The 25,790-nt window shown below is 64.9% G+C and carries 28 protein-coding genes; 14 read left to right on the top strand and 14 right to left on the bottom strand.

Features of this window, described 5'->3' with window-relative positions; translation table 11 throughout:
* Positions 1–250: 250 nt before the first annotated feature.
* Genes VEA80_RS13050 through VEA80_RS13060 form a run of 3 tightly spaced genes read left to right on the top strand, consistent with a single transcriptional unit; the run spans position 251 to position 1,855 of the window.
* The gene (locus tag VEA80_RS13050) at positions 251–841 is read left to right on the top strand and encodes an SRPBCC domain-containing protein (RefSeq protein WP_325061188.1); all 591 of its coding nucleotides are present in this window, start codon (positions 251–253) and stop codon (positions 839–841) included.
* Positions 838–1,440 carry a TetR/AcrR family transcriptional regulator gene (locus tag VEA80_RS13055; RefSeq protein ID WP_325061189.1) on the top strand — a complete coding sequence of 201 codons (603 nt, stop codon included), beginning with the start codon at positions 838–840 and terminating at the stop codon, positions 1,438–1,440. The genes VEA80_RS13050 and VEA80_RS13055 overlap by 4 nt, the downstream gene beginning before the upstream one ends.
* A gap of 22 nt (positions 1,441–1,462) precedes the next feature.
* Positions 1,463–1,855, top strand: coding sequence for a DUF1761 domain-containing protein (locus tag VEA80_RS13060; RefSeq protein ID WP_325061190.1), 393 nt, complete (start codon positions 1,463–1,465; stop codon positions 1,853–1,855).
* Between the two features lie 65 nt (positions 1,856–1,920).
* On the opposite strand, the gene VEA80_RS13065 is transcribed toward VEA80_RS13060, so the two are convergent.
* The 3 genes from VEA80_RS13065 to bcp all read right to left on the bottom strand — a co-directional run bounded on the left by VEA80_RS13065 (position 1,921) and on the right by bcp (position 4,356).
* A complete protein-coding gene (locus tag VEA80_RS13065; RefSeq protein WP_325061191.1) occupies positions 1,921–2,451 on the bottom strand; it encodes a polymer-forming cytoskeletal protein in 531 nt (176 codons plus the stop codon).
* 16 nt (positions 2,452–2,467) lie between these two features.
* Positions 2,468–3,697 (bottom strand): peptidoglycan DD-metalloendopeptidase family protein, encoded by a 1,230-nt coding sequence (locus tag VEA80_RS13070; RefSeq protein ID WP_325061192.1) that lies wholly within the window; start codon positions 3,695–3,697, stop codon positions 2,468–2,470.
* Between the two features lie 188 nt (positions 3,698–3,885).
* Positions 3,886–4,356 (bottom strand): thioredoxin-dependent thiol peroxidase, encoded by a 471-nt coding sequence (gene bcp, locus VEA80_RS13075; protein WP_325061193.1) that lies wholly within the window; start codon positions 4,354–4,356, stop codon positions 3,886–3,888.
* A gap of 120 nt (positions 4,357–4,476) precedes the next feature.
* Here bcp and VEA80_RS13080 point away from each other — a divergent pair, with 120 nt between their 5' ends.
* Positions 4,477–7,965, top strand: a complete 3,489-nt coding sequence (locus VEA80_RS13080) for a DUF3971 domain-containing protein (RefSeq protein WP_325061194.1) — start codon at positions 4,477–4,479, stop codon at positions 7,963–7,965.
* A 9-nt stretch (positions 7,966–7,974) separates the two neighbouring features.
* Here the strand turns inward: VEA80_RS13080 and tyrS are convergent, their stop codons facing one another.
* Entirely contained in the window at positions 7,975–9,222 is a 1,248-nt protein-coding gene (gene tyrS / locus VEA80_RS13085) for a tyrosine--tRNA ligase (RefSeq protein WP_325061195.1), read from the bottom strand.
* A gap of 84 nt (positions 9,223–9,306) precedes the next feature.
* On the opposite strand from tyrS, the gene VEA80_RS13090 reads away from it, so the two are divergent.
* The 4 genes from VEA80_RS13090 to VEA80_RS13105 are packed head-to-tail and all read left to right on the top strand — an operon-like array spanning position 9,307 to position 11,775.
* Positions 9,307–9,831: a DOMON-like domain-containing protein gene (locus VEA80_RS13090; protein ID WP_325061196.1), complete on the top strand. Its 525-nt coding sequence runs from the start codon at positions 9,307–9,309 to the stop codon at positions 9,829–9,831.
* Between the two features lie 55 nt (positions 9,832–9,886).
* Positions 9,887–10,126 carry a ribbon-helix-helix domain-containing protein gene (locus tag VEA80_RS13095; protein WP_325061197.1) on the top strand — a complete coding sequence of 80 codons (240 nt, stop codon included), beginning with the start codon at positions 9,887–9,889 and terminating at the stop codon, positions 10,124–10,126.
* Positions 10,123–10,545 carry a type II toxin-antitoxin system VapC family toxin gene (locus VEA80_RS13100; RefSeq protein WP_325061198.1) on the top strand — a complete coding sequence of 141 codons (423 nt, stop codon included), beginning with the start codon at positions 10,123–10,125 and terminating at the stop codon, positions 10,543–10,545. The genes VEA80_RS13095 and VEA80_RS13100 overlap by 4 nt, the downstream gene beginning before the upstream one ends.
* A 24-nt stretch (positions 10,546–10,569) precedes the next feature.
* Positions 10,570–11,775 carry a DUF1343 domain-containing protein gene (locus tag VEA80_RS13105; protein WP_325061199.1) on the top strand — a complete coding sequence of 402 codons (1,206 nt, stop codon included), beginning with the start codon at positions 10,570–10,572 and terminating at the stop codon, positions 11,773–11,775.
* 100 nt (positions 11,776–11,875) lie between these two features.
* Here VEA80_RS13105 and VEA80_RS13110 read toward each other — a convergent pair whose 3' ends face one another.
* From VEA80_RS13110 to VEA80_RS13120, 3 genes are all read right to left on the bottom strand, one after another.
* On the bottom strand, positions 11,876–12,373 hold the full coding sequence (locus tag VEA80_RS13110) for a hypothetical protein (protein ID WP_325061200.1): 498 nt from the start codon (positions 12,371–12,373) through the stop codon (positions 11,876–11,878).
* Positions 12,374–12,493: 120 nt separating this feature from the next.
* The gene (locus tag VEA80_RS13115) at positions 12,494–12,862 is read right to left on the bottom strand and encodes a hypothetical protein (protein WP_325061201.1); all 369 of its coding nucleotides are present in this window, start codon (positions 12,860–12,862) and stop codon (positions 12,494–12,496) included.
* Positions 12,863–13,146: 284 nt separating this feature from the next.
* The gene (locus VEA80_RS13120; protein ID WP_325061202.1) at positions 13,147–13,740 is read right to left on the bottom strand and encodes a hypothetical protein; all 594 of its coding nucleotides are present in this window, start codon (positions 13,738–13,740) and stop codon (positions 13,147–13,149) included.
* On the opposite strand from VEA80_RS13120, the gene VEA80_RS13125 reads away from it, so the two are divergent.
* The gene (locus VEA80_RS13125) at positions 13,739–13,915 is read left to right on the top strand and encodes a hypothetical protein (protein WP_325061203.1); all 177 of its coding nucleotides are present in this window, start codon (positions 13,739–13,741) and stop codon (positions 13,913–13,915) included. The genes VEA80_RS13120 and VEA80_RS13125 overlap by 2 nt on opposite strands.
* Here VEA80_RS13125 and VEA80_RS13130 read toward each other — a convergent pair.
* The gene (locus VEA80_RS13130; protein ID WP_325061204.1) at positions 13,885–14,067 is read right to left on the bottom strand and encodes a hypothetical protein; all 183 of its coding nucleotides are present in this window, start codon (positions 14,065–14,067) and stop codon (positions 13,885–13,887) included. The two genes, VEA80_RS13125 and VEA80_RS13130, sit on opposite strands and share 31 nt — an antisense overlap.
* A 340-nt stretch (positions 14,068–14,407) precedes the next feature.
* Here VEA80_RS13130 and VEA80_RS13135 point away from each other — a divergent pair, with 340 nt between their 5' ends.
* Positions 14,408–15,385 carry an IS1595 family transposase gene (locus tag VEA80_RS13135; RefSeq protein ID WP_325061205.1) on the top strand — a complete coding sequence of 326 codons (978 nt, stop codon included), beginning with the start codon at positions 14,408–14,410 and terminating at the stop codon, positions 15,383–15,385.
* Positions 15,386–15,429: 44 nt separating this feature from the next.
* Positions 15,430–15,612: a hypothetical protein gene (locus tag VEA80_RS13140; RefSeq protein ID WP_325061206.1), complete on the top strand. Its 183-nt coding sequence runs from the start codon at positions 15,430–15,432 to the stop codon at positions 15,610–15,612.
* On the opposite strand, the gene VEA80_RS13145 is transcribed toward VEA80_RS13140, so the two are convergent.
* Positions 15,592–16,083 carry a hypothetical protein gene (locus VEA80_RS13145; protein ID WP_325061207.1) on the bottom strand — a complete coding sequence of 164 codons (492 nt, stop codon included), beginning with the start codon at positions 16,081–16,083 and terminating at the stop codon, positions 15,592–15,594. The genes VEA80_RS13140 and VEA80_RS13145 overlap by 21 nt on opposite strands.
* Before the next feature lie 201 nt (positions 16,084–16,284).
* On the opposite strand from VEA80_RS13145, the gene VEA80_RS13150 reads away from it, so the two are divergent.
* Complete coding sequence (locus VEA80_RS13150) at positions 16,285–18,981, top strand: M10 family metallopeptidase C-terminal domain-containing protein (protein WP_325061208.1); 2,697 nt, start codon at positions 16,285–16,287, stop codon at positions 18,979–18,981.
* A 170-nt stretch (positions 18,982–19,151) separates the two neighbouring features.
* A complete protein-coding gene (locus VEA80_RS13155; protein WP_325061209.1) occupies positions 19,152–20,462 on the top strand; it encodes a hypothetical protein in 1,311 nt (436 codons plus the stop codon).
* On the opposite strand, the gene VEA80_RS13160 is transcribed toward VEA80_RS13155, so the two are convergent.
* The 5 genes from VEA80_RS13160 to VEA80_RS13180 all read right to left on the bottom strand — a co-directional run bounded on the left by VEA80_RS13160 (position 20,459) and on the right by VEA80_RS13180 (position 24,076).
* Entirely contained in the window at positions 20,459–20,998 is a 540-nt protein-coding gene (locus tag VEA80_RS13160; protein WP_325061210.1) for a hypothetical protein, read from the bottom strand. The two genes, VEA80_RS13155 and VEA80_RS13160, sit on opposite strands and share 4 nt — an antisense overlap.
* Entirely contained in the window at positions 20,995–21,696 is a 702-nt protein-coding gene (locus tag VEA80_RS13165) for a C39 family peptidase (protein ID WP_325061211.1), read from the bottom strand. The genes VEA80_RS13160 and VEA80_RS13165 overlap by 4 nt, the downstream gene beginning before the upstream one ends.
* On the bottom strand, positions 21,693–22,079 hold the full coding sequence (locus VEA80_RS13170; protein ID WP_325061212.1) for a hypothetical protein: 387 nt from the start codon (positions 22,077–22,079) through the stop codon (positions 21,693–21,695). The genes VEA80_RS13165 and VEA80_RS13170 overlap by 4 nt, the downstream gene beginning before the upstream one ends.
* Before the next feature lie 80 nt (positions 22,080–22,159).
* Positions 22,160–23,005, bottom strand: coding sequence for a hypothetical protein (locus tag VEA80_RS13175; RefSeq protein WP_325061213.1), 846 nt, complete (start codon positions 23,003–23,005; stop codon positions 22,160–22,162).
* A gap of 150 nt (positions 23,006–23,155) precedes the next feature.
* Complete coding sequence (locus tag VEA80_RS13180; RefSeq protein ID WP_325061214.1) at positions 23,156–24,076, bottom strand: endonuclease/exonuclease/phosphatase family protein; 921 nt, start codon at positions 24,074–24,076, stop codon at positions 23,156–23,158.
* 194 nt (positions 24,077–24,270) lie between these two features.
* Between VEA80_RS13180 and VEA80_RS13185 the strand changes: the two genes are divergently transcribed.
* On the top strand, positions 24,271–25,353 hold the full coding sequence (locus tag VEA80_RS13185; RefSeq protein WP_325061215.1) for a hypothetical protein: 1,083 nt from the start codon (positions 24,271–24,273) through the stop codon (positions 25,351–25,353).
* The last annotated feature ends 437 nt before the right edge of the window (positions 25,354–25,790 follow it).

Raw genomic sequence — 25,790 nt, forward strand, 5'->3', positions numbered from 1 at the left:
GCCCGAGACCCGGCGAGCCCGAACTTGTCGAAAACGGAATGAGTCGCTCCGTTGTCGGTGCGTGGCGTCGCGTTTCGGCAAGCTCAGCGTGACCGCAAGGGTGATTGTGCTCACCCCAGCTTGCGCTTGTTGACGGCAAGCGCGTCCGTTGGCGTCAGACTTTGACAGCTCGGATCAAGTTCGGGGCCAGCTACGCCGCCGGGCAGAGTCGCCGCTTGACGTCTGTTGATTGATCGTTCAAACAAGAGGCATGCGACTACTCCGCTCGCTTCTCGTGTTGGCCGCTTGCGTGTTCGCAGCGCCGGCCTTCGCCCAATCGGCCGTGGTCGATTGTTCGCGGGCGGAGACGAGCGGCGAGCGGACTTTGTGCCACGAGGTGGTGGTTCCGGCCTCGGCCGCGGAGTTGTGGCCGCTGTGGACAACGTCGGCCGGCGTGGGCACCTGGCTTGCCCCGGTGGCGGCGGTGGAGGCGCGGCCGGGCGGCGTGTTGGAGACGAGCTACGATCCGGACGGGCGCATCGGCGATCCGGCCAATATCCGTAATCGCATCGTCGCAGTGGCGCCCGAGCGTCTGCTCGTCATCCAAGTCGCGCATGCGCCGCCGAATTTTCCGCATGCGGCCGAAGTCGCGCGGCTCGCGACGCTGATCGAATTCGAGCCCGTGGGCGAAGGCGCGACGCGCGTGCGCGTGTCGATGCTGGGCTATCGCGAGGGCGAGGCGTACGAGGCGCTCTATCACCATTTCGCTTGGGGCAATGCGTGGACGCTGAACAAGCTCGTCGAGCGCGTGACGAGCGGGCCAATCGATTGGCGCGCTGAAGCGAACGCGGCGTCGCGATGAGCGCGCCTTCCCCGCGCCAGAAGATCATTGAGGCGGCGATGGAGCTGTTCTGGCTGAAGGGCTACAATTCCACCTCGATCGCCGATCTGCTGAGCCGGACGCAGCTCAATTCAGGTAGCCTCTATCATGTCTTCCCGTCGAAGCAGGACGTGCTGATCGGCGTGCTGGAGGCGTATCGCGACGGCATCGAGCAGATGCTGCTCGAGCCGGCTTGGGCGCATGTCGACGACCCGATCGAAAAAATCTTCGCGCTGCTCAACGGCTATCGCACCATGATCGTGGAGAGCGATTGCACCTACGGGTGCCCGATCGGGTCGCTGGCGCTCGAGCTTCACGAGCCCGATCCGCAGGTGCGCGAATTGCTGGCGCAGAACTTCGAGAACTGGACCAACGCGATCGGGCGCTGCCTTGCTGCGGCCGGCGATCGTCTGCCGGCGAGCGTCGATAAGCGTGCCCTCGCGCAGTTCGTGCTGACGGCGATGGAAGGAGGCGTGATGCAGGCGCGCACGCACCGCGACGTCGCGTACTTCGATCGAGCGGTGCAGCAGCTCAGAGCGCATTTCGAGCTGTTGAAAGCGGCGGCGATGGCGAAAGCCTGATCGCCGGAGGGGAGGGCGTCACATGGACATCAATTGGCTTGCAGTGATCGCGGCGGCGGCGAGTTCTTTCCTGCTCGGCGGACTTTGGTATTCGGCGCTGTTTTCGAAAGCCTGGGTGAGCGCGGCCGGCTTGAGCGAGGCGCAGATCAAGGGCGGCAACATGGCTTTGATCTTCGGCGGCTCGTTCGTCCTGGCGCTGATCGCATCCGCCTCGTTCGCGGTTTTCCTTGGACCGGAAGTAAACGCGGCGACGGGCGCGCTTTACGGCCTCACGGCGGGGCTGTGCTGGGTCGCGGCCTCGTTTGGCGTCAATTACCTCTTCGAACGCAAGAGCCTCGCGCTCTTTCTGATCAATGGCGGCTATCACTCGCTGCAATTCACATTGATCGGGCTGATCCTCGGCGCCTGGCGCTGAACGGCAAAGAAAAAGGCCCGGCTCTGAGCCGGGCCTTTAGTTTGTATTCCAACCCAAAACCAAAATCAGTTCGAGGCGCCCGTCACGATGACGCCCGACACCATGCGGTCGTCATTGCTCGGCTCGCCGAAAACGGAGCCCTGATTGCCGAACGCCGAAGCCGCCGGCCGCTCCTGCGGCGAGACGATCTGCGGCGTGGCCGGCGCGCCCGGACCGGCTTGCGACAGCGGATCCTGGAGGTAGCGGCACTGGCCTTCGAAAACCGCGCCCATCTCAACAGAAAGAGATTGATGAACGATGTCGCCGAGCACGTGGGCGTTGCGGGCCAGCATGACCTTGCGGGCGCGGACCGAGCCCTCGACGCGGCCATGCACGGTTACGCTTTCGCTAACCACGTCGCCTTTGACCATGCCGGTGTCGCCCACCGTGAGCGATCCGCCGCGGACGTTGCCTTCGATCTCGCCGTCGACCTGCAGTTCGGCGCCATCGGCGTCGATCGTGCCGGTGATCTTCACGCCGTTGGCGATGATCGAAGCAATGCCTGCACGGCCCGGAGCCGGGCGACGGGGCTGAATCGGATCGGGAAGAGCCGGCATCGTCGTATCCGTCGGTCTACCCTTGTTCGTGAACATGCCGTCCTGCCCTCAGAAAATTAACTGGATCGACCGCGCGACCCCGGAACCAGACCTCGTAGTGCAAGTGCGTCGCCGTGCTGCGGCCGGTCGAGCCCATCGAGCCGACCCGTTGGCCGATGGCGACCCGTTCGCCGGTGCGCACTTGGATATCGCGCAAATGCCCGTACCGAGTCTTAAACCCGTGGCCGTGGTCGATCTCGACAGTATTGCCATAGCCGGAGCGAACGCCAGCGAAGACAACAGTGCCAGGTGAGGTGGCCACCACCGGCGCCCGTTCAAAGGCGGCGAGGTCGAGCCCGGCGTGGAAGGCGGGACGGCCCGTGAACGGATCGACGCGGCCGCCATAGCCTGAGGTTTCGCGATAATCGACGGCGACCGGCGGGGCCAGCGGCGTCGAGTTGGCGATATCGCCCAGGCGGCGGGATTCGGTGACGCGCGCGGCGACTTGGGCGACGCGCTCGGCGAAGGCAGGGTTGAGGCCGCTGTCGCGCAGATAGGCGACGAAGTCCTGCGGCACGAGCGGGCCGCCGGTGGCCGCTTCATCGCCGGTCAGCGAGGTCATCGACACGCCGGTCAGGCGCAGCACGCCGCGGACGGTTTCGCTCTGCTCGACGACCTGGTCTTCCAGCTCGGAGAGGGTCTGCTCCTGATCGCGCTCGAGATCCTGCTGGCGCGCCCGGAAGCCAACGGTTTGGACCTGATAGGGCTCGGTGGTGACAGCGCGGGATTGGCGCGGCTCGGCCTCGTCGATCGAGGCGGCCATGATGATGCGGGCGCCGTCGCGCTCGATCGGGCGGGTGGCGGCGAGCTGGACGCCGTTGCCGCCGGCGTATTCCAGCAGCGAGCGCAGCACTTCGTGGCGGCTCTCGAAATCCTGGGTGGCGCGGTCGAACTGGCGGGTGCGCTCTTCCAGCAGGGCTTGGCTGGCGGCGGCTTGGGCGCGGCTCTCGTTCAGCCAGCGGTCGTATTTGGCGCGCTCACGCTCGACTTCGGCGTTGGAGGCGGTGGCCTGGGGGCCTTCGAGCAGGGTGTTCGCCGTGGCGTAGACGCACCACGTCGCTGCGCCGATGGCCGTCAGCGCCAGCAGGGCCTGTTTGCCTGGAGACAGCGACACGTAACGCACGGTGCCGCCGCTGCGGTGATAGATCTGACGCTCTGGAAAGGCGCGATCAAAGAACGCTCGCGCTCGCGATCCGAACTGGCTCATGGTCCGCCACCGCCCACTAACCGAAACAAAAAAATACGCTGGCCCCGCCGAAAGTGATCCAACCTGAAACGCTCTCGAATTGCAACAGGCCGACTGCGCCGTTTACGAGAATTTCAGCTTCTCTCAACGGGTTTGTGCGAAAGTCGCGCCAAACCTACGTTAACCAAGTAAAGCACGAGTCGACCGGTTCAGAGCGATTTAACCGCTTCCAGAACTTCTTCGACGTGACCCGGGACGCGCACCTTCCGCCACACACGGGCGATCTTACCCTTGGGATCGATCAGGAATGTGGCGCGCTCGACGCCCATATAGGTGCGCCCGTAGAGCTTCTTCTCGCCCCAGACGCCGTAGGCCTCGCAGGCTAGGCCATCCTCATCGGCAGCCAATGTCACATTGAGGCCGTGCTTGGCGGCGAATTTCTCGTGCTTGGTTACCGAGTCGCGGGAGACGCCGACCACGGTGGCCTTGGCTGCGGCGAAATCTTTCGCCTTTTCAGTGAAGTTTAGTGCTTCTTGGGTACAACCCGGTGTGTCGTCCTTAGGGTAAAAATAAAGGACGACGCGCTTGCCCTTGAGGCTCGCCAAGCTGACGCGCCCGCCCCCGGCCGTCGGCAGATCGAATGGGGGCGCGGGGTCGCCAGGTTTGAGTTCTTTCGCCATTGCCGGCCTCCGGCTATCCCAAGATTTTACAGCCGCGAAGCCCACGGCGGCTGGGCTGATGCTTTGCCTCAGCCCGATTCCTCGCGCTAGAGATTGCGTTGGGGCGGCGGAGACGTGCGGATGATACGCCGCTCGACGCTCATTGCTGTCGAGATTCTGCTTGGCCTGGTCGCGGCGCTCGCGATCGGGGTTGGCGTGGCGTGGTGGCGGCTCTCCCAGGGACCGATCGAGCTGGGCTTCCTGCGCGAGCAGATGCAGACCGAGCTGAGCGCGGCCCGCGGCGGCCGCCCGGTCGGGCTCGAACGGGTCGAACTGGCCTGGACCCAGCGCGGCGCGCTCGAACTGCGCGCCGTCAACGTCAGCGTCGAGGACGGCCGCGGCGGCGTGCTTTCGCGCGCCGAGGAGGCGCGGATCGAACTTGCGGTGCTGCCGCTCGCGGTCGGGCGCATCCAGTTGGTGCGCGCCGAATTCGTCGGCGGCGAGATGACGTTCACGCGCAAGCTCGACGGCGCGCTGCACATCGCGTTCGGGCCGGAGGGCGCGCCGCCGGACATCATCGTTCCGGCCTCTCCGACGGACGAGACGCTCGAACAGAAAGTCGCGCGCTGGCTCGACGGGATGGAGTCGGCGTTCCGACCGGTCGGTCCGGGCGGCGACTTGCGCGGACTGAGCGTGCGCGGCGCGCGGCTGGCCGTGATCGACGAAGAAGGCGGCGGCCGCTGGACCGCGCAAGGGGCCAATCTCGAATTGTCGCGCGAACGCGATGCGCTCGCGCTCTCCGCCGACGCGCGGCTCGAAGGCGCCGAAGGCTTGGCCCCGGCCAGCCTGCGCATCACCACCGACACCCAATTCCGCAGCGCCGTGATCGAGTTCGGGGCGACCGACGTTCGCCCGCGCGCGCTGTTCTCCGCTGCGGCGCTCGGGCCGTTCGCCGGTCTCGATGCGCCATTCACGGCAACGGTCTCGATCGGCCTCGATCGCGAGACTGGCGTCAACCGCTTTGAGGGAGACGCCGTGCTCGGGCGCGGCACGGCTGACGCCGGCGGGCAGCAATTCAGTTTGGACGGCGGGCGCTTCCATGGGCGCTACGACATCGCGAGCGACGAGCTCATCATCGATCAGCTGCAGTTGGCCGGGGCTACGACGCGGATTGGCGGCGAGATCCGCGTGCGCGACGTATCGTCGATCTTCCGCGCCGAGGCGAACCAAGCGGCGGCGTTCACAGTGGCGCTGCCCTCGCTGACGGTGGACGTGCCGGGCACGCTATCGCAGCCGGCGGCGTTCACCAATGTCGAAATCGTCGGCGCGATCGCTTCGGCGGAGCGGAGCGTGCGCTTTTCGCGCATTCACGCGGAGACCGGCCAGGGCGTGCTCGACGCGAGCGGAAGGCTCTATTGGGCCGAGGCGGGCGCGGATCGGCGGCTGCGGCCCGGCATCGAAGTGAACGGTCAGCTGCAAGGCAGCGTCGATGCGCGCGCCGTGGTCGCGATGTGGCCGATGGGGCTGGGCGAAGGCGCGCGCGACTATCTCGCCCGCTCGCTGACGGGCGGGCGCATCAGCGATGCAAGCGTGCGGATCGACGTGCGTCCCGCCGACATCGCCGCCGGCGTGTTGCGCGACGAGGCGATGGACATTCGCTTCAACGTCGCCGACGCCTCGATGCAGTTCGTCACCACGATGTCGCCTGTGACGAACGCGCGCGGCTCGGCGGTGTTGCGCGGCAACCGGTTCGACATGACCATCCCGGAAGCGCGCTTCCACAACATGATCGTCAGCAACGGCCGGGTGGAGCTGCCGCGGCTCAAGCCGAAAGGCGCGATGGCGACAATCTCGGCGCGGATCGACGGCGACGCGCGCAGCCTGCTCGAAGTGCTGGGTCAGGAGCCGATCGCGCTGGGTGAACGCCTGCCGGTTGCGGCGGCGAGCGCGACTGGGCGCGGCACGGTCAATATCCGCATCCAGCGGCCGATGCTGCGCGAGGCGCCGTTCGAAACCTGGCGCTTCAACCTCGACGGCGCGATCCGCGACTTCGCCGGCGCGATGACGACCCGGCGGATCGCGCTGAGCCACGGCCAGCTGCAGGTGCGCGGCGATCAACGGGCGATCACGGTCAGCGGACCGATCCGCGCCGGAACCTCGGCGATCAACGAGGTGCGCTGGGTCGAACATATCGGCCGGCGCGGGCGGGCCTCGTCGGAGTACCGGATCTCGGGCGATTTCGACGCCGACGATTTGGAGCGGCTCGGCTATCCAGTGGCGCGCTATGCGCAGGGGCGGATCGGCGTCACTATCAGCGGCCAGGGCCGTGGCTTCGATGTCGACAACGCACAGATCGAACTCGACTTGACGCGCGCGGCCGTCGAAGCGCCGCGGCAATTTTGGACAAAGCGCGCGGGGCAAGCGGCGTCGGCGCAGTTCACGGTGGAGCGCCAACGCGACGGCGGGCTCGCGTTCGCGAACATCGACGCCCGCGGCGCCGGGCTCAACACGCAAGGGCGCATGCGCCTCTCGCGCGACAACCGGATCATGGAAGTGGAGCTGACGCGGCTCGCGATCGAGGGCCGCGCCGACGCGCGCATCAACGCGACGCGGGCGCGCGACGGCGGGCTCGACGTCACGGTACGCGGCGCGCTGTTCGACGCGGCCCCGTTCATGGGCGGCGGCGAAGACGCGCCGGGCGAAGCCCGGGCGACGAACGCGGGCGCCGCAGCGCCGTTGCGGGCGAGTGTGATCGTCGACCGGCTGAAGATGCGCGGCGGCGCAACCTTGAGCGATGCGCGGGTCGAGGTGACAACCTCGCGCGGGGCGCTGGCGATGCTGACCGCGGAAGGTCGCGCGCCGAGCGGCCGGGCGTTCTCGCTGGGCCTTGGTCCACGGCCCGGCAATCCGCAGGGACGCATCCGCCTGCGCTCGGACGATGCGGGCTTTGCGGTGGCGGCGCTGACGGGCGCGGAGAACATCGTCGGCGGCACCGCGGCGGCGGACGGCGACTGGCGCACCGGCCCGCCGAGCCAAGCGCGGTTCGATGTGCGTCTGAGGGATTTCCAAGTCGTCCGTCTGCCGGCGATGGCGCGGCTCTTGTCGTCGGCCGGATCGCTGACAGGTCTGGTCGAGACTCTGAACGGCGAAGGCATCAGCTTCACCGCGCTCGACGCCGAGATGGCCTACGCCAACGATCGGCTGACGATCACCGAGGGACGCATGGCCGGCCCGTCGATGGGGCTCACCGGTTCGGGCGCCTACAACATCGCCCGCGACGATCTCGACATCGACGGCGTCGTCGCGCCGTCGCCGCTGCTCAATCTGTCGATGCTGGGCGAAGTGCCGGTGATCGGCGATCTCCTCGTGTCGCGCCGCGGCGAAGGCGTGTTCGGCATGACCTACACGATCAACGGCCCGGCGGGACAGCCGCGCGTCGGCGTCAATCCGGTGTCGGCGCTGACGCCGGGAATTCTGCGGCGGATTTTCGAACCGGTGCGCGAGAACAACGTCCAGTCGCTGCCGCCGCTGGCGCAGGACGACACGCCTGCGCCCGCAGCGCCGCAGCCGGCGGCCGAACCGCTGTCGGCGACGCCGCGGGACACAGCGGCGCTGGCGCCGGCGAACTGAACCGCGCGCCTATCCCACGCGCAGCAGGACGTGTTTCTTCTTGCCGTGCGAAAGCTTGATCGCGCCATCGACGATGTCAGCCTCGCTGAGCGTCGCCGTTTCGTCGGTCACCGGCCGGTCGTTGACGCTGACGGACTTTGCCGCGATCGCGCGTTTTGCTTCGCCGTTCGAGGCCGCCAGCTTGGCCATGGCGAGCGCGTTGGCGACGCGCAGACCCTTCGCGAATTCCTCTTTGCTGACGGCGATGCTCGGCAGGTTTTCGCTGCGCGCGCCTTGTTCGAAGGTGGCGCGCGCGGCTTCCTCGGCTTTGAGCGCTTCGGCGCGGCCGTGCAGCAGTGCTGTGGCTTCGGTGGCGAGCACTTTCTTGGCGTCGTTGATCTCGGCGCCCTGCAGCGCTTCGAGCCGGGCGATCTCGTCGAGCGGCAGATCGGTGAAGATCTTGAGGAAACGGCCGACGTCGGCGTCCTCGGTGTTGCGCCAATACTGCCAGTAATCCCACGGCGAGAGCATGTCGGCGTTGAGCCAGACGGCCCCTTGCGCGGTCTTGCCCATCTTGGCGCCGGAGGCGGTGGTGATGAGCGGCTGGGTGAGGCCGAAGAGTTCGAAGCCTTCCATACGGCGGCCGAGTTCGACGCCGTTGACGATATTGCCCCACTGGTCGGAGCCGCCCATCTGCAGGTCGCAATCGTAGCGGCGCTTCAGTTCGACGAAGTCGTAGGCCTGCAGGATCATGTAGTTGAACTCGATGAAGCTCATCGGCTGCTCGCGCTCGAGCCGAAGCCGCACCGAATCCATCGTCAGCATGCGGTTGACGCTCATGTGGCGCCCGACCGTGCGCAGGAAGTCGAGATAATTGAGGGGCAACAGCCACTCGGAATTGTCGACGAGGATGGCGTCGCTCTTGCCCGCACCGAAGCTCAAGAACTTCTCGAACGTGCCGCGGATCGAGGCTTGGTTCTTGGCGATCTGCTCTTCAGTGAGCAGCTGGCGCATTTCCTCCTTGCCGGACGGATCGCCGACGCGCGTCGTGCCGCCGCCCAGGAGCACGATCGGCTTGCCGCCGGCCTGCTGCAGGCGGCGCAGGTACATGATCTGGGTGAGATTGCCGACATGCAGCGAGGGCGCCGTCATGTCGAAGCCGATATAGCCGGTGACGCCTTGGGCCGCGGCTTTGTCCAGGCCTTCGAGGTCGGTGCACTGGTGGAACTGGCCGCGCGCGACGACGTCGCGGAGGAAGGCGGATTTCAGGTTGGTCATGGCGGGCGGGGCGATAGCATGGCTTTGGGCGCCCTGTCGAAGGTACGGCGCGTTAAGGCTTGGTGGAGATAAGAGGTGAGAGCCATGCGCCGCGTGATCCTGAAGCCCCATCCCGAGACGCCCGCCCGCGCCGTAAGCGCGGTCGAGGCGGAGGTGCACGCGCCGAGCGCCGGGCAGGTGCGGCTGCGGTTCGAGGTGCGCGGAGCGCTGGAGTCGCTGCAGATACCGGCCCCGGCCGATCCGGAGCGGACGGACGAGCTTTGGAAGCACACCTGCTTCGAAGTGTTCGCGCGCGTGGCGGGGGCGGAGGGGTATGACGAGTTCAATTTTTCGCCCTCGACGCAATGGGCGGTCTATCGGTTCGACGGCTATCGCGCCGGGATGATGAAGCCCGAAGTGCTGGCGCCGCGTGTGGAAGGCGGGATCGAGGGCGATGCGTACGTGCTGCACGCGGCGTTCGATCTGCCCGGCATGGGGCCGTGGCGCGTCGGCCTGGCGGCGGTGATGGAAGAGGCGGAGGGCACGAAGTCCTATTGGGCGCTGACGCACCCGCCGGGCAAGCCGGATTTTCATCACGCGGATGCGTTTGTGTTTGAGTTGAGGCCGTAGCCTGAGCCGTTGACGCGCGGCCTCCGTATTACTAGATTGCCTCGTCGGTATTACCATGGTCACGTTAACTGTAAAATTGCCAGAAGCGCTTGCGGCCAAGCTGCAAGCACTGGTGCGCCGGCGTGGTCAGCGGCGCAGTGAAATTGTGCGCGAGGCGATCGAGCGCGCGGTGGAAGACACTCCGAATTCTGAGGGGCCGAGTGTTCACGACCTGCTGGCTGACCTAAAGGGCGTGGTGAAGGGTCCGAAAGACTTATCGACGAACAAGAAATACATGCGCGGTTACGGCGAGTGACGTCCATCACAATCGTGGATGCAGGTCCGTTGCTGGCCTACCTCAACCGGGCCGACGCACATCATGGGTGGGCGTCTGCGCAGTTCAGTCGGCTCAAGTCGCCGTTGGTCACGTGCGATGCGGTCATCAGCGAAGTGTGCTTTTTGCTGGCTTCGAGAGGCGACGATCTGGCGATTGTGCTTGATATGGTGGCGCGCGGCGCGGTGAGGTCCGAGTTTTCGCTGGCGGCCGAGATTGAATCTGTGCGTCGACTGATGCGGCGCTACGCCAACATCGGTCCTTCGCTGGCTGATATCTGCTTGGTTCGGATGTCCGAACTCCACGCGAACAGCAAGGTGTTTACCACTGACAGCGACTTTCTGATCTATCGGCGCGAGGGGCGCCGTGTCATTCCGCTTATCGCCCCGTTCGATGCATGAGGCGGAATCGCCTAGGATGAAGCCATGAAGTTCGGCATTGAGCGGCTGTTGGAAGATGCGTCGCTGCGGGCGCCGCTTCTGGGAAAGCGCGTGGCGTTGGTGGCGCATCCGGCTTCGGTGACGCGCGATCTCACGCATTCGCTCGATGCGCTGATGGCGCTGGGCGATGTTCGCGTGACCGCCGCTTTCGGGCCGCAGCACGGGATGCGGGGCGAGAAGCAGGACAATATGGTGGAGTCGGCGGACTACACCGATCCGCTGCACGGGATTCCGGTGTTCTCGCTCTATGGAGACGTGCGTCGCCCGTCTGGGCAGATGCTGTCGACGTTCGATGTCGTGCTGATCGACCTGCAGGATCTGGGCTGTCGCATCTACACCTTCATCACGACGCTGCTCTACATGCTGGAAGCGGCCGCGGCGCACGGCAAGGAAGTGTGGGTGCTGGATCGGCCCAATCCGGCCGGGCGGCCGATCGAGGGGCTGACGCTGCGAACCGGTTGGGAAAGCTTCGTCGGCGCGGGGCCGATGCCGATGCGGCATGGTTTGACCCTGGGCGAACTGGGCAAGTGGTTCATCGAACGCTTCAAACTCGACGTGCCGTATCGCGTGATCGAGATGGAGGGGTACGATCCAGAGGCCGCGCCGGGTTATGGCTGGCCGATCGGCGCGCGGACTTGGGTGAACCCCTCGCCGAATGCGCCGAATCTTTGGATGGCGCGCGCCTATGCGGGCACGGTGATGCTCGAGGGCGCGACACTCAGCGAAGGACGCGGGACGACGCGGCCGCTGGAGATTTTCGGCGCGCCCGACATCAGCGGGCGCGATGTGATCGCGGAGATGCGGGCGCTGGCGCCGGATTGGCTGAAGGGCTGCGTGCTGCGCGAGTGCTGGTTCGAACCGACGTTTCATAAGCACGTGAAGTCGCTGTGCAGCGGCGTGCAGATCCATGTCGAGGACCCGGCGCACTACGATCACAACGCGTTCAAGCCCTGGCGCGTGCAGGCGCTGGCGTTCAAGGCGATCCGGCGGCTCTATCCGGATTATGCGCTGTGGCGCGATTTTCCGTACGAGTATGCGTTCGGGAAACTGCCGATCGATGTCATCAACGGCTCGCCGTTGCTGCGCGAATGGGTCGACGATGCGAAGGCTGCGCCGGGCGATCTGGACGCGATCACGATGCCCGACGAGCAGAGCTGGGCGGCGGAGCGGACGCGGTTTCTGCTTTATTGATGCGGGGATCGAGGGCCGCGGGCCGTTAAGGCATGCGCCGGCGCCCGCGCGGAGCGGGGCTCGGCGCGGCGATTTTTTTGTGTTCAGCAACGGCGGTTGATCACGAGGTGTCGGCGTAGGCCGGCGCGGCGGCGAGAGCACCGCACAGCGGCGCGGCCGGCATGGGCGCGGGTGCAATCGGGAAAAGTCGCGTGAGGCGGCGCTTCATGCGCGCGCCAAGCAGCGCGGCATAGTGGTCGAGGCGGCGCAGCACGTCGATCAAAGCGGCGATGCGCGCGGGCACGTCCTTGCGCTTGATCATGCGGCGCAGGCGTGAACCCAGCAGCGAGCGGATATAATGGCGGCGCACGGGAGGGCGGCGACGTCGAAAGTTCGGCATGCGCAGCCGTGCGACTTCAACGGCGCGGATGATCAAGAGCTGAATCGTCGTGCGCTCGAGCCCCGCGAGCGACATGCTGCGGCGGCGGCGGAAGAGTTGGCGCGGTGTGACTTTGCGCCCTGCGAACAGCACTGAAGCGATCCACGACAGCATCGCCAGCGCCCAGAGGACGAGCCTCTGGCGCTGGCGGCTGCTGACATGGTGTTTTGGTGTGTTCATGGGCGCTAGTATCGCCCAGAAAAATCGCGGTCGGATTGATTTCTATGCGATTGCTTTGTTTTCAGCGGCTTGGCGCCGGAAGTGCGGGGATAGCAGAGCGTCCTATCCCCGCCTGGCGCGCTACTTCCGGCCGAACAGGCTGCCCAGGAAGCCGCCGGCGTTTTTCGCCGCGCCTTGGCTGGCGGCGGTGAGTGCGGCCATCGCCTCCTGCTTGGCGTTGTCAACGGCGGCGCCGATGGGCGTTTCGTTCATCAGCTTTTCCGTGCCGACTTCGACCAGCTTCTTGGCCATGGCGGCGACGACTTCTTCGTCGAGCCCGGTGTCGGCGGCGACGGCCTTGATCATGTCTTCGCCGCCCATGCCGGCGCGGGCGGCGAGCGCGTGGGCGACGCGCACGGACTGATCCTTGTTGAGGCCGATCGGTTCGCCGCACTTGGCGATCACTTCATCGCCCAGTTCGGCGACGACTTTCGACATATCGAAGCTCATTTTGATCTCCCCTCGCTGATGCGAAGGCCGGCACGCTAGCAGCGGCTCGTGTGAGCAAGTCGTGTCGATGCAGTAAGAAACGCGCGGCAAGTGACGGCGGTCACGATGATGACCTTCGCACCACCAAATCGATCTATAGTGGGCGGGATGACCGACGGACCTGAATCAGCCACGCCTATAGAGGTCACGCCTGCGATGCTCGACGCAGGCTATGAGGAGCTTTGTCAGCACCACCACGCCGAAGACCCGCGCCAGGTCCTGGAGGTGGTCTATCACGCCATGGCTCACATCGCTCGCTTGCGCGCTTCTTCGATCAATTCTGACAGGTAAGCGAGGGCAAGAGCTGCACAGCCAGCCGGCGACGGATCGGCAATGCGCTGCCCCTTGTGCATGGTCGGGGGCGTGTAAACAATGCCACCCCGAGCCGTCACTGGCGAAAGTTTGATGTGCGCTTTCTCGTGACGGACCCCGACCGGAAGCCCGTCAAGGCTGGTTACGCGAAACACACCATCGCCATTGCTTTGAAAGCGTATGGCGCGGCTCAATCCAGGCCCCGCCGCGCCGAGGCCAACCGATTCTGGAACGAATTCGGTCACCGGCTCCAGCCCGTGCTCGTCATCGTCACGCGCTTGAAACAGGTACTGCAGGAGCGGGTCATCGAAGCGCTCGGCTTTCTTTTCCGAAAACCACCACTGACGAGACTTGGCGTTCTCGCGCGAACCCTTTTCCAGGGTCGTGTAGACGTTCTTCGCGGACACGAGAAAAACGTACCAGCGGCGGCCGAATTCTTCGTGATTCTTGCAGCTGGCTAGCGCGTTTGCCGCCTCACGCGCGGTGACTAGACGACTCTCGGCTTTAGTGATTGCTTTGCGGTCCATGACGAAAAAACCTGATGAATACAGCGAAGCCGAAGCCCAGCGCCGCTTCGAGCAAGCGCTAAAGGGCGCGGCGAAGCCGGCGAAGAAGGCGAAGCCGGCGAAGAAGGCGAAGCCGCCCGCGCCGAAGCGCGAGCGGCCCGCCGATCACAAGGGCGGAAAGTCCGGCGGCAAATGATCTGCGACCGGCGCGCCCGGAAAGAGCTTGCCGTTCTTGATCTCTGAAATGCGGCCTTGGTTTTCGCCGAAGTAAGCAGCGATCACGTGCTGCCAATAACCCATGCGAAGCGCGAGCTTCACAACGGGAACGTCGTCATCAGTGATGACCATTCGTAGTGCTCTTTCGTCGCGGAGAGCCTTGCCCGCATGACCCCAAAGCGTGTTAGACTCAGAGTCGGTTGATCCGGTTTGACGTCGGCTCTCGAAGGCACGTCAGACACCTAAGACCAATTCGACGGCGCGCTTTCTTTGGACGGAGGGCGCGCCGTTTTGGTCTTCGGCAAACAGACTAGATTCCTCGATTCGCCCCCGAGGAATAGGGACTTTAACCATTTCTTCGCTGTGAGTTGTTGGCTCAAAAACCGAGTCACGCCAACGTCTTATTAAGATTCGAGTCGATGCTTGACCGTGATGCTTGACCGGTCAAGCAGAGGCTCTTATATTGGAGCCTATGAACTTGCAGCAGCCCCACTTCCACGATGACGACGCGGCCCGCGCGTACTTTGAGAAAGTGCGCTGGCCGGAAGGTCGGGTGTGCCCGCACTGCGGTTCGATCGGTTCGGAGTACGTCACCAAGCGCGCGGGTCGCTATCGCTGCGGCGCGAAGGAATGCCGTAAGGACTTCTCCACAACGACCGGCACAGCGATGGAGTCCAGCAAGATTGGCCTCAGCAAGTGGCTGTGGACGTTTTACATGATGGCATCGTCCAAGAAGGGCATCAGCAGCCTTCAGGTTCACCGCTCGCTTCGCGTCTCGAAGGACGCGGCATGGTTCATGTGTCATCGCGTGCGTGAAGCGATGAAAGCTGGCGGCTTGCAAGCGCCGCTGGACGGTCCGGGCCGCGTCGTAAGCGCGGACGAGACCTACCATGGAAACATTCCTGAAGCGCAGAAGGTCTATTCCAAGCGCCGCGCCGGTTCGACGACGAAGCGCGGGGGTCGCCGTGGCGTTGGCGATAAACGCGCAATCGTCACGCTCGTAGAGCGTGGCGGCCAATCGCGCTCATTCCACGTCGCGACCGCCGACGCGGAGACGGTCGCCAAAATCCTGCGTGAGAATGTAGCGCGCGAAAGCCGCCTGCACACGGACAGCTCTGCGATCTACAAGAAGGTCGGCAAGGAATTTGCCGAGCATGGCGCCGTCGATCACTCGTCTGGCGAATACGTCCGCTATGAGAACGGCGACTTCATTTCGTCAAACGCATGCGAAGCGTATTTCAGTGTGTTCAAGAGAGGCATGCGCGGCGTTTATCAATTGTGCAGCGAGAAGAATTTGCACCGTTATCTGGCTGAGTTCGACTTCCGCCATAACACGCGCGAACGCCTTGGCATCGACGACAAAGAGCGTGCAGACCGCATGCTCGCTGGCGCTGAGGGCAAGCGCTTGACCTATCGGCGGACTAACCGCTCCGAACAACACGCACGCTGATATTCGTGCGTGGAAGCGACTAGGCAAACGCAGGAAGAAGCGCGATGGCGAAGAAGAAGGTTGAGAACCCGAAGGAAAAGAACCCCGCCGCCGTCGCTCTGGGGCGGCTTGGCGGCCTCAAGGGCGGCAAGGCGCGGGCGAAAGCGCTCAGCAAGAAGCGCCGATCTGAGATCGCCAAGAAGGCAGCGGCGAAGCGGTGGGAGAAGTTAGCTAGTAAGCGCGATTAGAGAAGACATTGCGCCGCCAACAAAGCCAAACAGGCTGAGTAGTGCGATCGCTATAGCGATCCGCGTCAGTAGAATTCCGCGCGCGCTTGCAGCAGCTTGCGCTAGGCGGTTGGGCCCGGAGTCCACGACAAGAACTTCGCGGTACACAGCGTTCGCACTCGCCCAGTCAGTTGAGGCGAACTGCTCTTGCGCGAGATAAGCGAGCACTATCGCTAGAATGGCCATCACCAACCCGAAGGCGAAGAGCCCAAACGCCCACCACAGAGCTATACCGCTCGTGATGAAGTCAGGGACGGCGCCCAGAAAGCTCATAAACCCGATCAACGCGCCGCCGTTGATGAGGACGAGGCTTCGTAATCCCTCCTGAGCAAGTCGCACGCAGAACTCGTTACGAGCGCTGGCGGCCTCAAAGTGCTTGGCAACCCAGATCTGGTTAATCTCGTCGAACGGAGGAGGCTTAGGCGGCATCATGAGCCAAGACCCTGCAAAACGGATGCCGCCACTAGCCCTGGAGCCTGTGGTGTCTTCCGGGAGTAGTGACGGCGGTCACGCGGGGAGGTGGCCGGCCGGCAAAGTTAAGAAAAATTCGAAGTCGGCGGAAGAAACCGGCGGGACGGCTCGTTCGGGCTCCAGAGGCGGCGCGTCTCGGCGCCTGCCAGGAGGGTTCCGACCATGAAGCCGCTGAAGTTGCTTGCCTATGAAGGCGCGGCGCTGCCGCGCATGTTGCAGGATCGTTGGGGCGAGGCCTCGGACTGGGGTTTCGCGGCGCGCTGGGCCGAATGGCTGAGCGCGCGCAACGAAATGGAGGTCTCCAGCGCGCCGCTGCTCGAACGCTGCCTGACGCCAAGCACGAAATCCTTCGCCGAAACCGGCGCGTGGTGCGGGACCGCGCCCGGGAAGTTCTACGACGCGATGACGAGCGGGACCGCGCCGGCGGCGACCGCAGCGCCCGCCGTGCTGCTTGTCACCGGCGACGCGCAGCCTGGCGACACGTCGACGACGGCGACGCTCGAGGTGAACGGCGCGCCGGTGGTGGCGACGATCGACACGCTTGGCGATTTCGACTTCTTCCGCGTCGAGCTGACCGAAGGTCAGCATTACGAGATCGGCCAGTATCTGAAGGTCGGCGGTCCGAGCGGCGTGCCGCTGAGCGACGCTTATCTCGAACTCTATGATGCGCAGGGCAATCTGCTCACGGCAGCGGATGGCGGCGGACCGAACACGCCGTCCGGCCTCGATGCGCTGCTGACGTTCCAGGCGAGCTACACGGGGACGTACTACGTCAATGCGCGCGCGTTCGATCAGGACGCGACCAATGGCGCGAACGGCGACGCGGTCGGCGATTACGAGCTGTTCGTGCGCACCGTCGAGCCCGATCCGACGGCATACGTGCCGCGTTATTCCATCGACAGCCCGTTGCATTCGATCGATTGGGGCAGCCAGATCGACCGCACCTCGCGCAATCCGGACGGCGATAACGGCCCGCGCGACAATGGCGCGCCGAACACCGGCGTCGTCTACAACGCAACCTATGGGATAGAGGGCAAGAACGTCGTCACATACTATTTCGCCAAGACCGGCGATGTCTTCATCGACGAAGATCCGGCGACGCTCGGCACCACCAACACGATGGTCGCCGAGGGCTTCCAGCAATGGGAGAAGGATGCGTTCCGCCTCGCGCTCGACCAGTTCGAGCAAGTGGCCGACGTGATCTATCTCGAGGTGCAGGACCGCGCCGACGCCGACCTCAAATTCGTCACTTATGAAGGCACGCCGGGCGCTGGGGCGAGCCTGCTCGGGCGGATGAGTCCGCCGAACGAGGACAATGAAGGCCAGGCCGAGTTCAACGCCGGCGACGCGCGCTGGACGCAGGAAGGGCTGCAGCAGGGCGGCTACTACTTCCCGACCTTGCTGCACGAATTCGCGCACGGCCACGGCATGGCGCACCCACACGATGACGGCGGCGAGTCGAGCATTATGCGCGGCGCCGGCGGCGGCACGGCCGGGATCGGCGGCGCGCTCGGCGACTTCAATCTGAGCCAACAGGTCTTCACCATCATGTCGTACAATGACGGCTGGCAGACCTCGCCTTATGGGCAGACACGCTCGGGCGGACTCACAGGCACGGAAGTCGATCATTATGGCTGGATGGGCACGCTGGCTGCGCTCGATATCGCGGTGATCCAGGACAAGTACGGCGTCAACGAAGAATGGGCGACGGGCGACGACGTCTATACGCTGAAGGACGTCAACGGCGCGGGCACGTTCTATTCGACGATCTGGGACGCCGGCGGCGCTGACGAGATCAAATATGTCGGCGACAAGGACGCGACGATCGATCTGCGTCCGGCGACGCTGCAATATGAAGAGGGCGGCGGCGGGCGGATGTCCTACGCGTACGGCGTCCATGGCGGCTTCACCATCGCCAACGGCGTCACCATCGAAAAGGCGAGCGGCGGCAACGGCGCCGACACGCTGATCGGCAACGCGGCGGCGAACACGCTGAGCGGCGGCGAAGGCGCCGATCAGCTCACCGGCGGCGCCGGGGCGGACGTGCTGAACGGCGGCGCCGGCGCGGACACGGCGCGCTACGACACCTCGAGCGCGGGCGTGAAGGCCAATCTGAACAAGAGCTCCGACAATGAAGGCGACGCCAAGGGCGATTCCTATGTCGGCATCGAGAACCTCGCCGGCTCGGCGTTCGCCGACACGCTGGTGGGCGACGCCAACGCCAACACGTTGTCAGGTCTCGACGGCGGCGATGCGCTGCATGGCGGCGCCGGGCTCGACGCGCTGTCCGGCGGCGCGGGCGACGACCGGCTGACCGGCGGCGAAGGCGCCGATACGATCGACGGCGGCGAAGGTTTCGACACGGCCAGATACGACGACAGCAAATCGGGCGTGACCATCGATCTCTCGTCCCAGCTGGCGAGCGGCGGCGTCGCCAACGGCGATCAGCTGATCAATATCGAGGCGTTGGCCGGTTCGGCGTACAAGGACCTGCTGAGCGGCGATGGCGGCGCCAATCATCTCTTCGGCCTTGCCGGCGCCGACCTGATCAACGGCCGCGAAGGGAACGACGTCATTTATGGCGGCGCCGGCTTCGACGAACTGGTCGGCGGCTTGGGCGCGGACGAGTTCGTGTTCAAGCGCGGCGAGGGCGGGCGCGATTCGATCTACGACTTCGACGGAAGCGCCGGCGACATGCTGGTGTTCTCGGGCTACGGCACGGAGGCGCAGGGCGCGAGTTTCACCCAGATCGACGAAACGCACTGGATGATCAACTCGGCCGATGGGCGCGTGCACGACGTCATCACGCTGACGAACGGCGCGACCATCGACGCGAGCGACTACATCTTCGGACCGTAAGCAGTGGGTTCGGGAAGCGCCGGCTGCCTTCGGCGCTTCCCGTCTCTCCTTGCGCCGAGGGGTAGGCAACCTCCAGCAAAAAAATTCGCGCGGCCGCCGCGTTTGGTATGGCCGCGCACGCATGGCCGGCGTAGGACTAGCGGACGCGAACCTGGGCGCAGGGGGCCGCCGTGCAGAATGCGGGTTTCACTTTCGCGATCAAATACGCCGGATTGAAAGCGTTGTTGGCGTCGACGGCGATTGCCGCCGTGCTGCTGTTCGCGCCCGATGCGAGGGCGCAGGACGCCAGCGAACTCGAACAGCTTCGCGCTGCAATCGCCGCGCAGCAGCAGCAGATCGAGGCGCAGCAGCGGGCGATCGAGGAACAAAGGGTCCTCATTGAGCAATTGATGGCGCGCGAAGCCGAGCGTGCTCACGTGGCCGCCGAAGAGCTCGACGATATCCGTGCGGCGGGACCGAGGCCTTACGCCTACGACCTCATCACGCTCGACGGCGGTGATGCGGACGGCGGACAATCGAGTGACGAGCCAGTGGGCGAGGCGCCGCCGCCGCCGCAGGCGCAGCCCGATCTCGCCGCCTTGCCCGACTTCGCCGGCGTGCTGACGCCGCGCGGGCGTTTCCTACTGGAGCCGTCGCTCGAATACACCAACTCGTCGTCGAACCGGCTGGTGTTCCGCGGCGTGGAGATCGTGACCGGGGTGCAGATCGGCGTCATCGAGGCGAGCGATGTGGATCGCAGCACGGTGGTGGCGACGGCGGCTGGCCGCTACGGGCTGACCGACCGGCTCGAACTCGAATTGCGGGTGCCGTATCTCTATCGCCGTGATCGGGTGACGACGCTGGCCCAGCGCGACGACCAGATCGTGCGCGAGTTCAAGTTGGAAGGCGACGATATCGGCGATATCGAAGCGGCGATCCGCTATCAGCTCAACAATGCGCGCCGCGGCGGGCCTATCTACATCGCCAATCTGCGGGTGAAATCGGACACCGGCACGAGCCCCTACGAGATCGCGCGCGACGAATTTGGCGTGCTGACGGAATTGCCGACGGGCTCCGGATTCTGGGGCGTCGAGCCGGGGCTCACGGTGCTGCTGCCGAGCGATCCGGTCGTGCTGTTCGCGAATGCGAGCTATCTTTATCACATGCCGGAAGACGTCGACCGCACCATCGGCGATGTGTTCGTCGGGCGGGTGGATCCCGGCGACTCGATTGGCGCAAGCGCAGGCTTCGGCTTTGCACTGAACCAGCGTTTCTCCTATTCGCTCGGATACAAGCACAACTACATCTTCCCGACCGAGACCGAACTCGGCGACACGACGCAGGAGTCCGACGAGATCCATGTCGGCTCATTGCTGTTCGGGATGTCGTATCGGCTGAGCGACAGCGCGACGGCGAGCCTCAACTTCGAGTTCGGCGTCACTGAGGATGCGCCGGACGCGCGGATGGTGTTCCGGATGCCGTTCTTGACCGGCGGGCGTTAGAGACCGCCAAAAATCATCGCGGTGCTGAGTTCGTCGCCGAGGCGGAACGCCGTCACCGAGGCGCGGAAATCCTGCTGCGCGAGGGCGAAGTCCGGCAGCGCGAGGGTGACGTCGATCTGCAAGCTCAAGTCGCGGTTCGAAGCTTCGTTGAGGACCACGTTCCGGAGACCGCCGTCGTCGATCTGGTGGGCGATCAGCGTGAGGCCGTCGGCGTCGGAAAGGCTGAAGCCTTGCGGCAGCGCTTCGCCGGCGCTTGCGAGCGCTTCGGCGCGGAAGACCTCCGTGCTGGTGACGCCGTTTTCGGTCCAGCTGACGTGGGTCTCAAGCAGAAGCTGTCCATTCGAGAACGTGCGCGCGACAGCGCCGAGATCGGCCTCGACACCGTTCGGCAGCAAAAAGCCGCCGCGCAGTTCGTCGAGCTCGTCGGCCGCGAGCGGCCGCTCCGCGATCTCGAGCGCCTGCGCCTCGGCGCCGAGGCCGAGCATGCAGAGGAAGGCGAGCGCAGTGAGCGCGGTGGAAGCGAAATGCGCTTTCATGGGACGGACCCTGCGACTGGGGTGATCTGGTAGAGCGGGGGCAGTTCGCGCGTGAGCGGGCCGAGCGCTGCGGGCGCTTCGGCGGCGGCAAACGAGCGCGGGGCCCAAGGACGCCATTCTTCGGCTTGGTTGAAGCGGCCGTCGACGCCCTCGCCGTGAATGACGAACACAACGCCGTTCCACAGCGCTTCGAAGTCGCGGCGCGAATAGACAGTGATGCCGGCGGCGGGATCGCCGACCAGCACCGCTTCGCCGCTGACGCCCTTGATGACAACGAAGTGCCTGTAGCCGTTGGGCGCGATCATGGCGATCGCGGGCGTGTCGAGCTCTTGCAGGCGATCGAGCGAGAACCGGTAGCCGTCGGCTTGAAGGCCGATCCCCTGCAGATAACGCTGCATGTCGAGCAGAGAGAAGCCGCGGCGGCGGATGCTGTCGCGATCGCCAGTCTCGTACATGGCTCTGAAGATCATAGCTTCGTCGGCCTCGCGGCCGTAGTGATAGCGCAGCAGGGTAGCGAGCGCGGCGGAGCCGCAGGAATAATCGTAGCGCTGGCGCACGACCGTGCGGAACGGGATGTCGCGCCAGCTCGTCACGCCCACGGAGAAGCTTCCGCCGTTCGTTTGCAGACGGAAGTTCTCCGCGTGCGCAGAGGCGATGGCCGCGAGCCATGCGGCGGTCAGGAGCGGGAGCAGTTTCATGAGCCCGGCGCCGGCGGCAAGGCGATCACGACGCTGATGCTTCCCTGCAGGTTGTTGTTGTGGCCGGTGTTGAGCACGAAATTGCCGATGCCGTCGAAGCCGGACATCGCGTCCGAGTTGAACACAATGTCGCCAGAGCCGATGGTCTGGCCAGTGACGGTGTTGCCGCTGTTGGTCGCCGTCAATGTCTGGCTCGATGTGGCGGCGACGAACACATCGGTCACGATCGTCTGCGCGTCGAGCGCGGGCGCGCTCAGGGCTTCGACCTCCGCGAGCGGATCGGTCGAGATCGGATCGGCGACAACCGCGTCTTGTGCGAACGCGGCCGCCGGCAGGCTCAGGATGCAGGCCGCCAAGACCGCGGCCTTCAGATCAGTTCGCATGGCGAACCTCCAACGATCACATTGCACACCAGCGTCCCGCGCCCGCGCGGTGCGCGGAGGCGGGACGCGCGCGCTGCGGGTCAGGGCGTGCCGTCCGCGGCGCCGAAATTCACCGAAGCGTTGGCGGCGATCGCGGTGGCGGACTGGTTGACCGAGCCGACGCCTGTGTTGGCGCTCGACGTGCTGATGCCGGCGAAATTGGCGAAGGCGCCGCCGTCATTGGCGATATCGCCGGTGCGGACGTTGCTTTCGCCGCCATCGTCAGTGTTGGCGCTGACAGCGATGCCGGTCACGGTGGCGTCCAGGTCCTGCAGCGAAAGCGCGAGGGACGCTTCGATGCTGGTGTTGCCGGAATCGTTGATGGAATTGTCGGAATTGTCGTTGCCGGAATCGGCGATGTCGACATTGCCGGAATCGTTGGTGGAGTTATCCGAGTTGTCGTTGCCGGAATCGCTGATCGTGGTGTTGCCGGAATCGTTGATCGAGTTGTCGGAATTATCGTTGCCCGAGTCGGCGATATCGACGGAATTGTCTGAATTGTCGGAATTATCCGAGTTATCGGAGTTGTCCGAGTTGTCGTTGAAGGAATCGGCGACGTCGATCGAATTATCCGAATTGTCCGAGTTGTCGGAATTGTCGTTGCCGGAATCGGCGATGTCGACATTGCCGGAATCGTTGGTGGAATTATCGGAGCTGTCATTGCCGGAGTCGGAGACGTCGACATTGCCGGAGTCCGACACGTTGCCGGAATCATTGATGGAATTGTCGGAGTTGTCGTTGCCGGAATCGTTGATGGAATTGTCCGAGTTGTCGTTGAACGAGTCGGTGTTGGTCACCGAGTTGTCGTCCTGAGCGAAAGCCGGCGGCGTGGCGGCCAGCGCCAGCGCGACAGCGGCCAGCGACGCTGCAAAAAGCGTAGTCTTCATTTCGCACCCTCCGTTGGAGAAACGAGCTATCTGTGTTGGGACCCCCCGAACTCGCAGCACGAGTGCGACACGAGCTAGATTGCGGCGACTTTCCGGCAATGGCCTGGGAAGGGTTGTGGTAAAAAAATTTGTGTAGCGATCGCGACGCGTTCAGCCGGCTGCAGGACGATCGATGTCGACCAGGAGCAGCGCGTGGTCGCTGGCGCGGGGGCGGATGGGGCCGACGCCGGCAAGGCGCGGGCCGGCGTGCGCTTCCGCGGCGCGGGATATCCCTTCGCGGCGCACTTCGAGCGCACGACAGCGCGCGGCGAGCGCGGGCGAGGCGAGCATGCGGTCCGGGCGCGCGTAGCTGCTGGAGCCGGCGTTGAAGTAGGTCCACCGGTCCGGCGCGGGCAGCGCCGCGGCCAGATCGTGCGCGAAATCGGCGGTCAGCACGTCGAGCACGTGGCCGCTTGGAACGTCGTTGACGTTGACGTCGCCGAGAATGAGCCAGAACGCGGCGGCCGGATCGGCGAAGCGGCGCTCGATCAGCGTGCGCACGGCGCACGCTTCGCGGCGGACGACGGCGAGGCTCATGGGATCCGCCGGCGCCTTGAAATGGACGACGTAGAGCTGGACGCCGCCGCAGATCGCGGCGAGGCAGTCGCGGCGGAAGACGGGTGCGGAGGCTTCCGCGCCTTCGGGCGGCGTAAGACCGGCGGCGGCGTAGCTCAAGGCAGCGTGGCTTTGGACGCCCTCGAGCGGCAGGCGGCTCATCAAAGCGACGTGACGGCGGCCGTCATTGCCGGGCAGGCAGATGCGATGCGGGTAGCGCGCGCCGAGCGGCGCGAGATGGGCGTCGTGGAAGGCGTCGAGCGTGCGTTGGTCGAACACTTCCTGAAGGGCGAGCACGTCGGCGTTCGCATCGGCGATGAGGCGCGCGGTGAGGGCGCGATCTGCGGCGTCGAGCGCGCGGGCTTCGGCGCTGAGCTTGGAGAGCGGCATGATCTTGTCGCGCGCGCCGTCGAAGTGGGGTGCGCCCGCGTCTTCGCGCAGGCGCAGGTTCTGGACGTTGAATGTGGCGATGCGCATCGGTGCTTTGATAGGCGCGCCGGAGTACGATGGCGATGGGCTCACCGTTTACGACGGATGGCCTTGCAGACTGGGCTCGTTAGGCGAAGCCCACGCAAACCTGTTCGCACTGTTTATGGAAGCCAAGGCAAACCGCCAAATCGATCCGACTTCGCCTAATCTCGGATGGGCCAGCGGCATACTGAGGGGTGGTGATGAGGCTTGGGGTTTGGCTGATTGTGCCCCTGGTGCTTGCGCTACTTGGCGTCGGCGCGTGGCTGCGGCTCCGCGAGGTTCAGGGCACCTATGCGACCTCCGGCCTTGCTGTCGGCATATGTCAGGCCAATGGCGAAATCGCCGAAGAAACGCGGCAGGAGTTGAGTTCGGCCGCTTTGAGCTTTTTAGAGCTGTTTGCGCGTTCGCCGAACGAAGCGCGCGAACTCATGTCCGAGCGAGGCAGAGCGGCGACCGTGGACCGCGCATCACTGGAGGGCGCCCACGCGATTTATCGGTCAATGGAGACAGTGAGTCCGCCAGTCGTGACGGAAACATATCTGGTCCGCTTTCTCGGTGGATCGGAAGGCGGGTCGCGAGTGCCATGCGGCTTCGTCGGTGGGCGGGCCGCGTTCGTCTCTCGCGGCGGGACCCTTTCCAGCGCGGTGGTGCTCGTCGCCGAAGAGTTTGCAGGAGGATCTGGGCGAACCACATCCGTTTGGATCGAGCGCGAGAACGGGGCATGGCGGATTCGCGCCTTGAATTTTGGCATTAGCCGGATCGTGGGGAAGGGCAGTGCTGAGCTTTGGGAAGCTGCTCGAAACCAGCGAGGGCGTGGCAACGACTTCAACGCCGCCATGCTGTACGCCGCAGCGCGCAGCGCACTGCAACGAGGGCCGTTCTATCAGGACCGTTTGATGCAGGATTTCAATGCCGACATCAGCACGTTTCTGGCGCCGGACATCGTTCGCGGCGACGCACCTTTCACTTGGACGTTTGGCGGCGAAACGTTTGAAGTCACTCAGGTCCAGTATGTGGGGTTTGAGAGCGGCGACGTGGCTCTCGTTATCGACCATGCACCGTCGGCATGGACCGAGAACGCGGAAGCGGAGGCGATCAATCGCCGGCTGATCGATAGCTTCTCCGCTGCGTACCCGGAGTGGCGCGAGGTTTTCGACGCGGTCGTTGCACGCGCGGCGAAGCCGAACAGCAATCAACGATGGGGCACCGTGTACCGGCGGTCCGTAGGATATTCCGACACGCCGAATATCGAACGCCAGGGGGACGTACTAGCGTCCCCATGACAGAAAGAGGCGGCGGCGAGGCAATTCGAAAAAACGCGAAAGGTACAAGATTTCTGTTGACGCGTCGGCGCAGCGGGATCATACACCCGCCCCTTCGCGGGCGAATGGTCGCGCGCGAGATCGAGAAAGAGCGATGAAACAGTATTTCGTCCCGGCGCTGAACTCGCACGAGCTATGGGCTCGCGGCGGCGACATGCGCGCGCTTTCTCGCGGAGGCGGAATGGGTTGATCCCGTTCTGAACGTTCGAATTTTCGAACCCCTCCCGAGCCGATGCTCCGGAGGGGTTTTTGTTTCCGGCCTCTCCGAAGCCTTTGTCGTGGAAACATGAAGGAGAGTTTTCAAGATTCCAGGTGGTGAAGGCGCGGAGTTCTTCGTCTCCAAAACCAAGGCCGCGCCGGCCGTTCCCCTGGATACGATTTGTCGGTGGTGAAGAGCG

It is taken from the genome of Vitreimonas sp. (assembly GCF_035627415.1).
Taxonomy (GTDB): Bacteria; Pseudomonadota; Alphaproteobacteria; order Caulobacterales; family Aquidulcibacteraceae; genus Vitreimonas.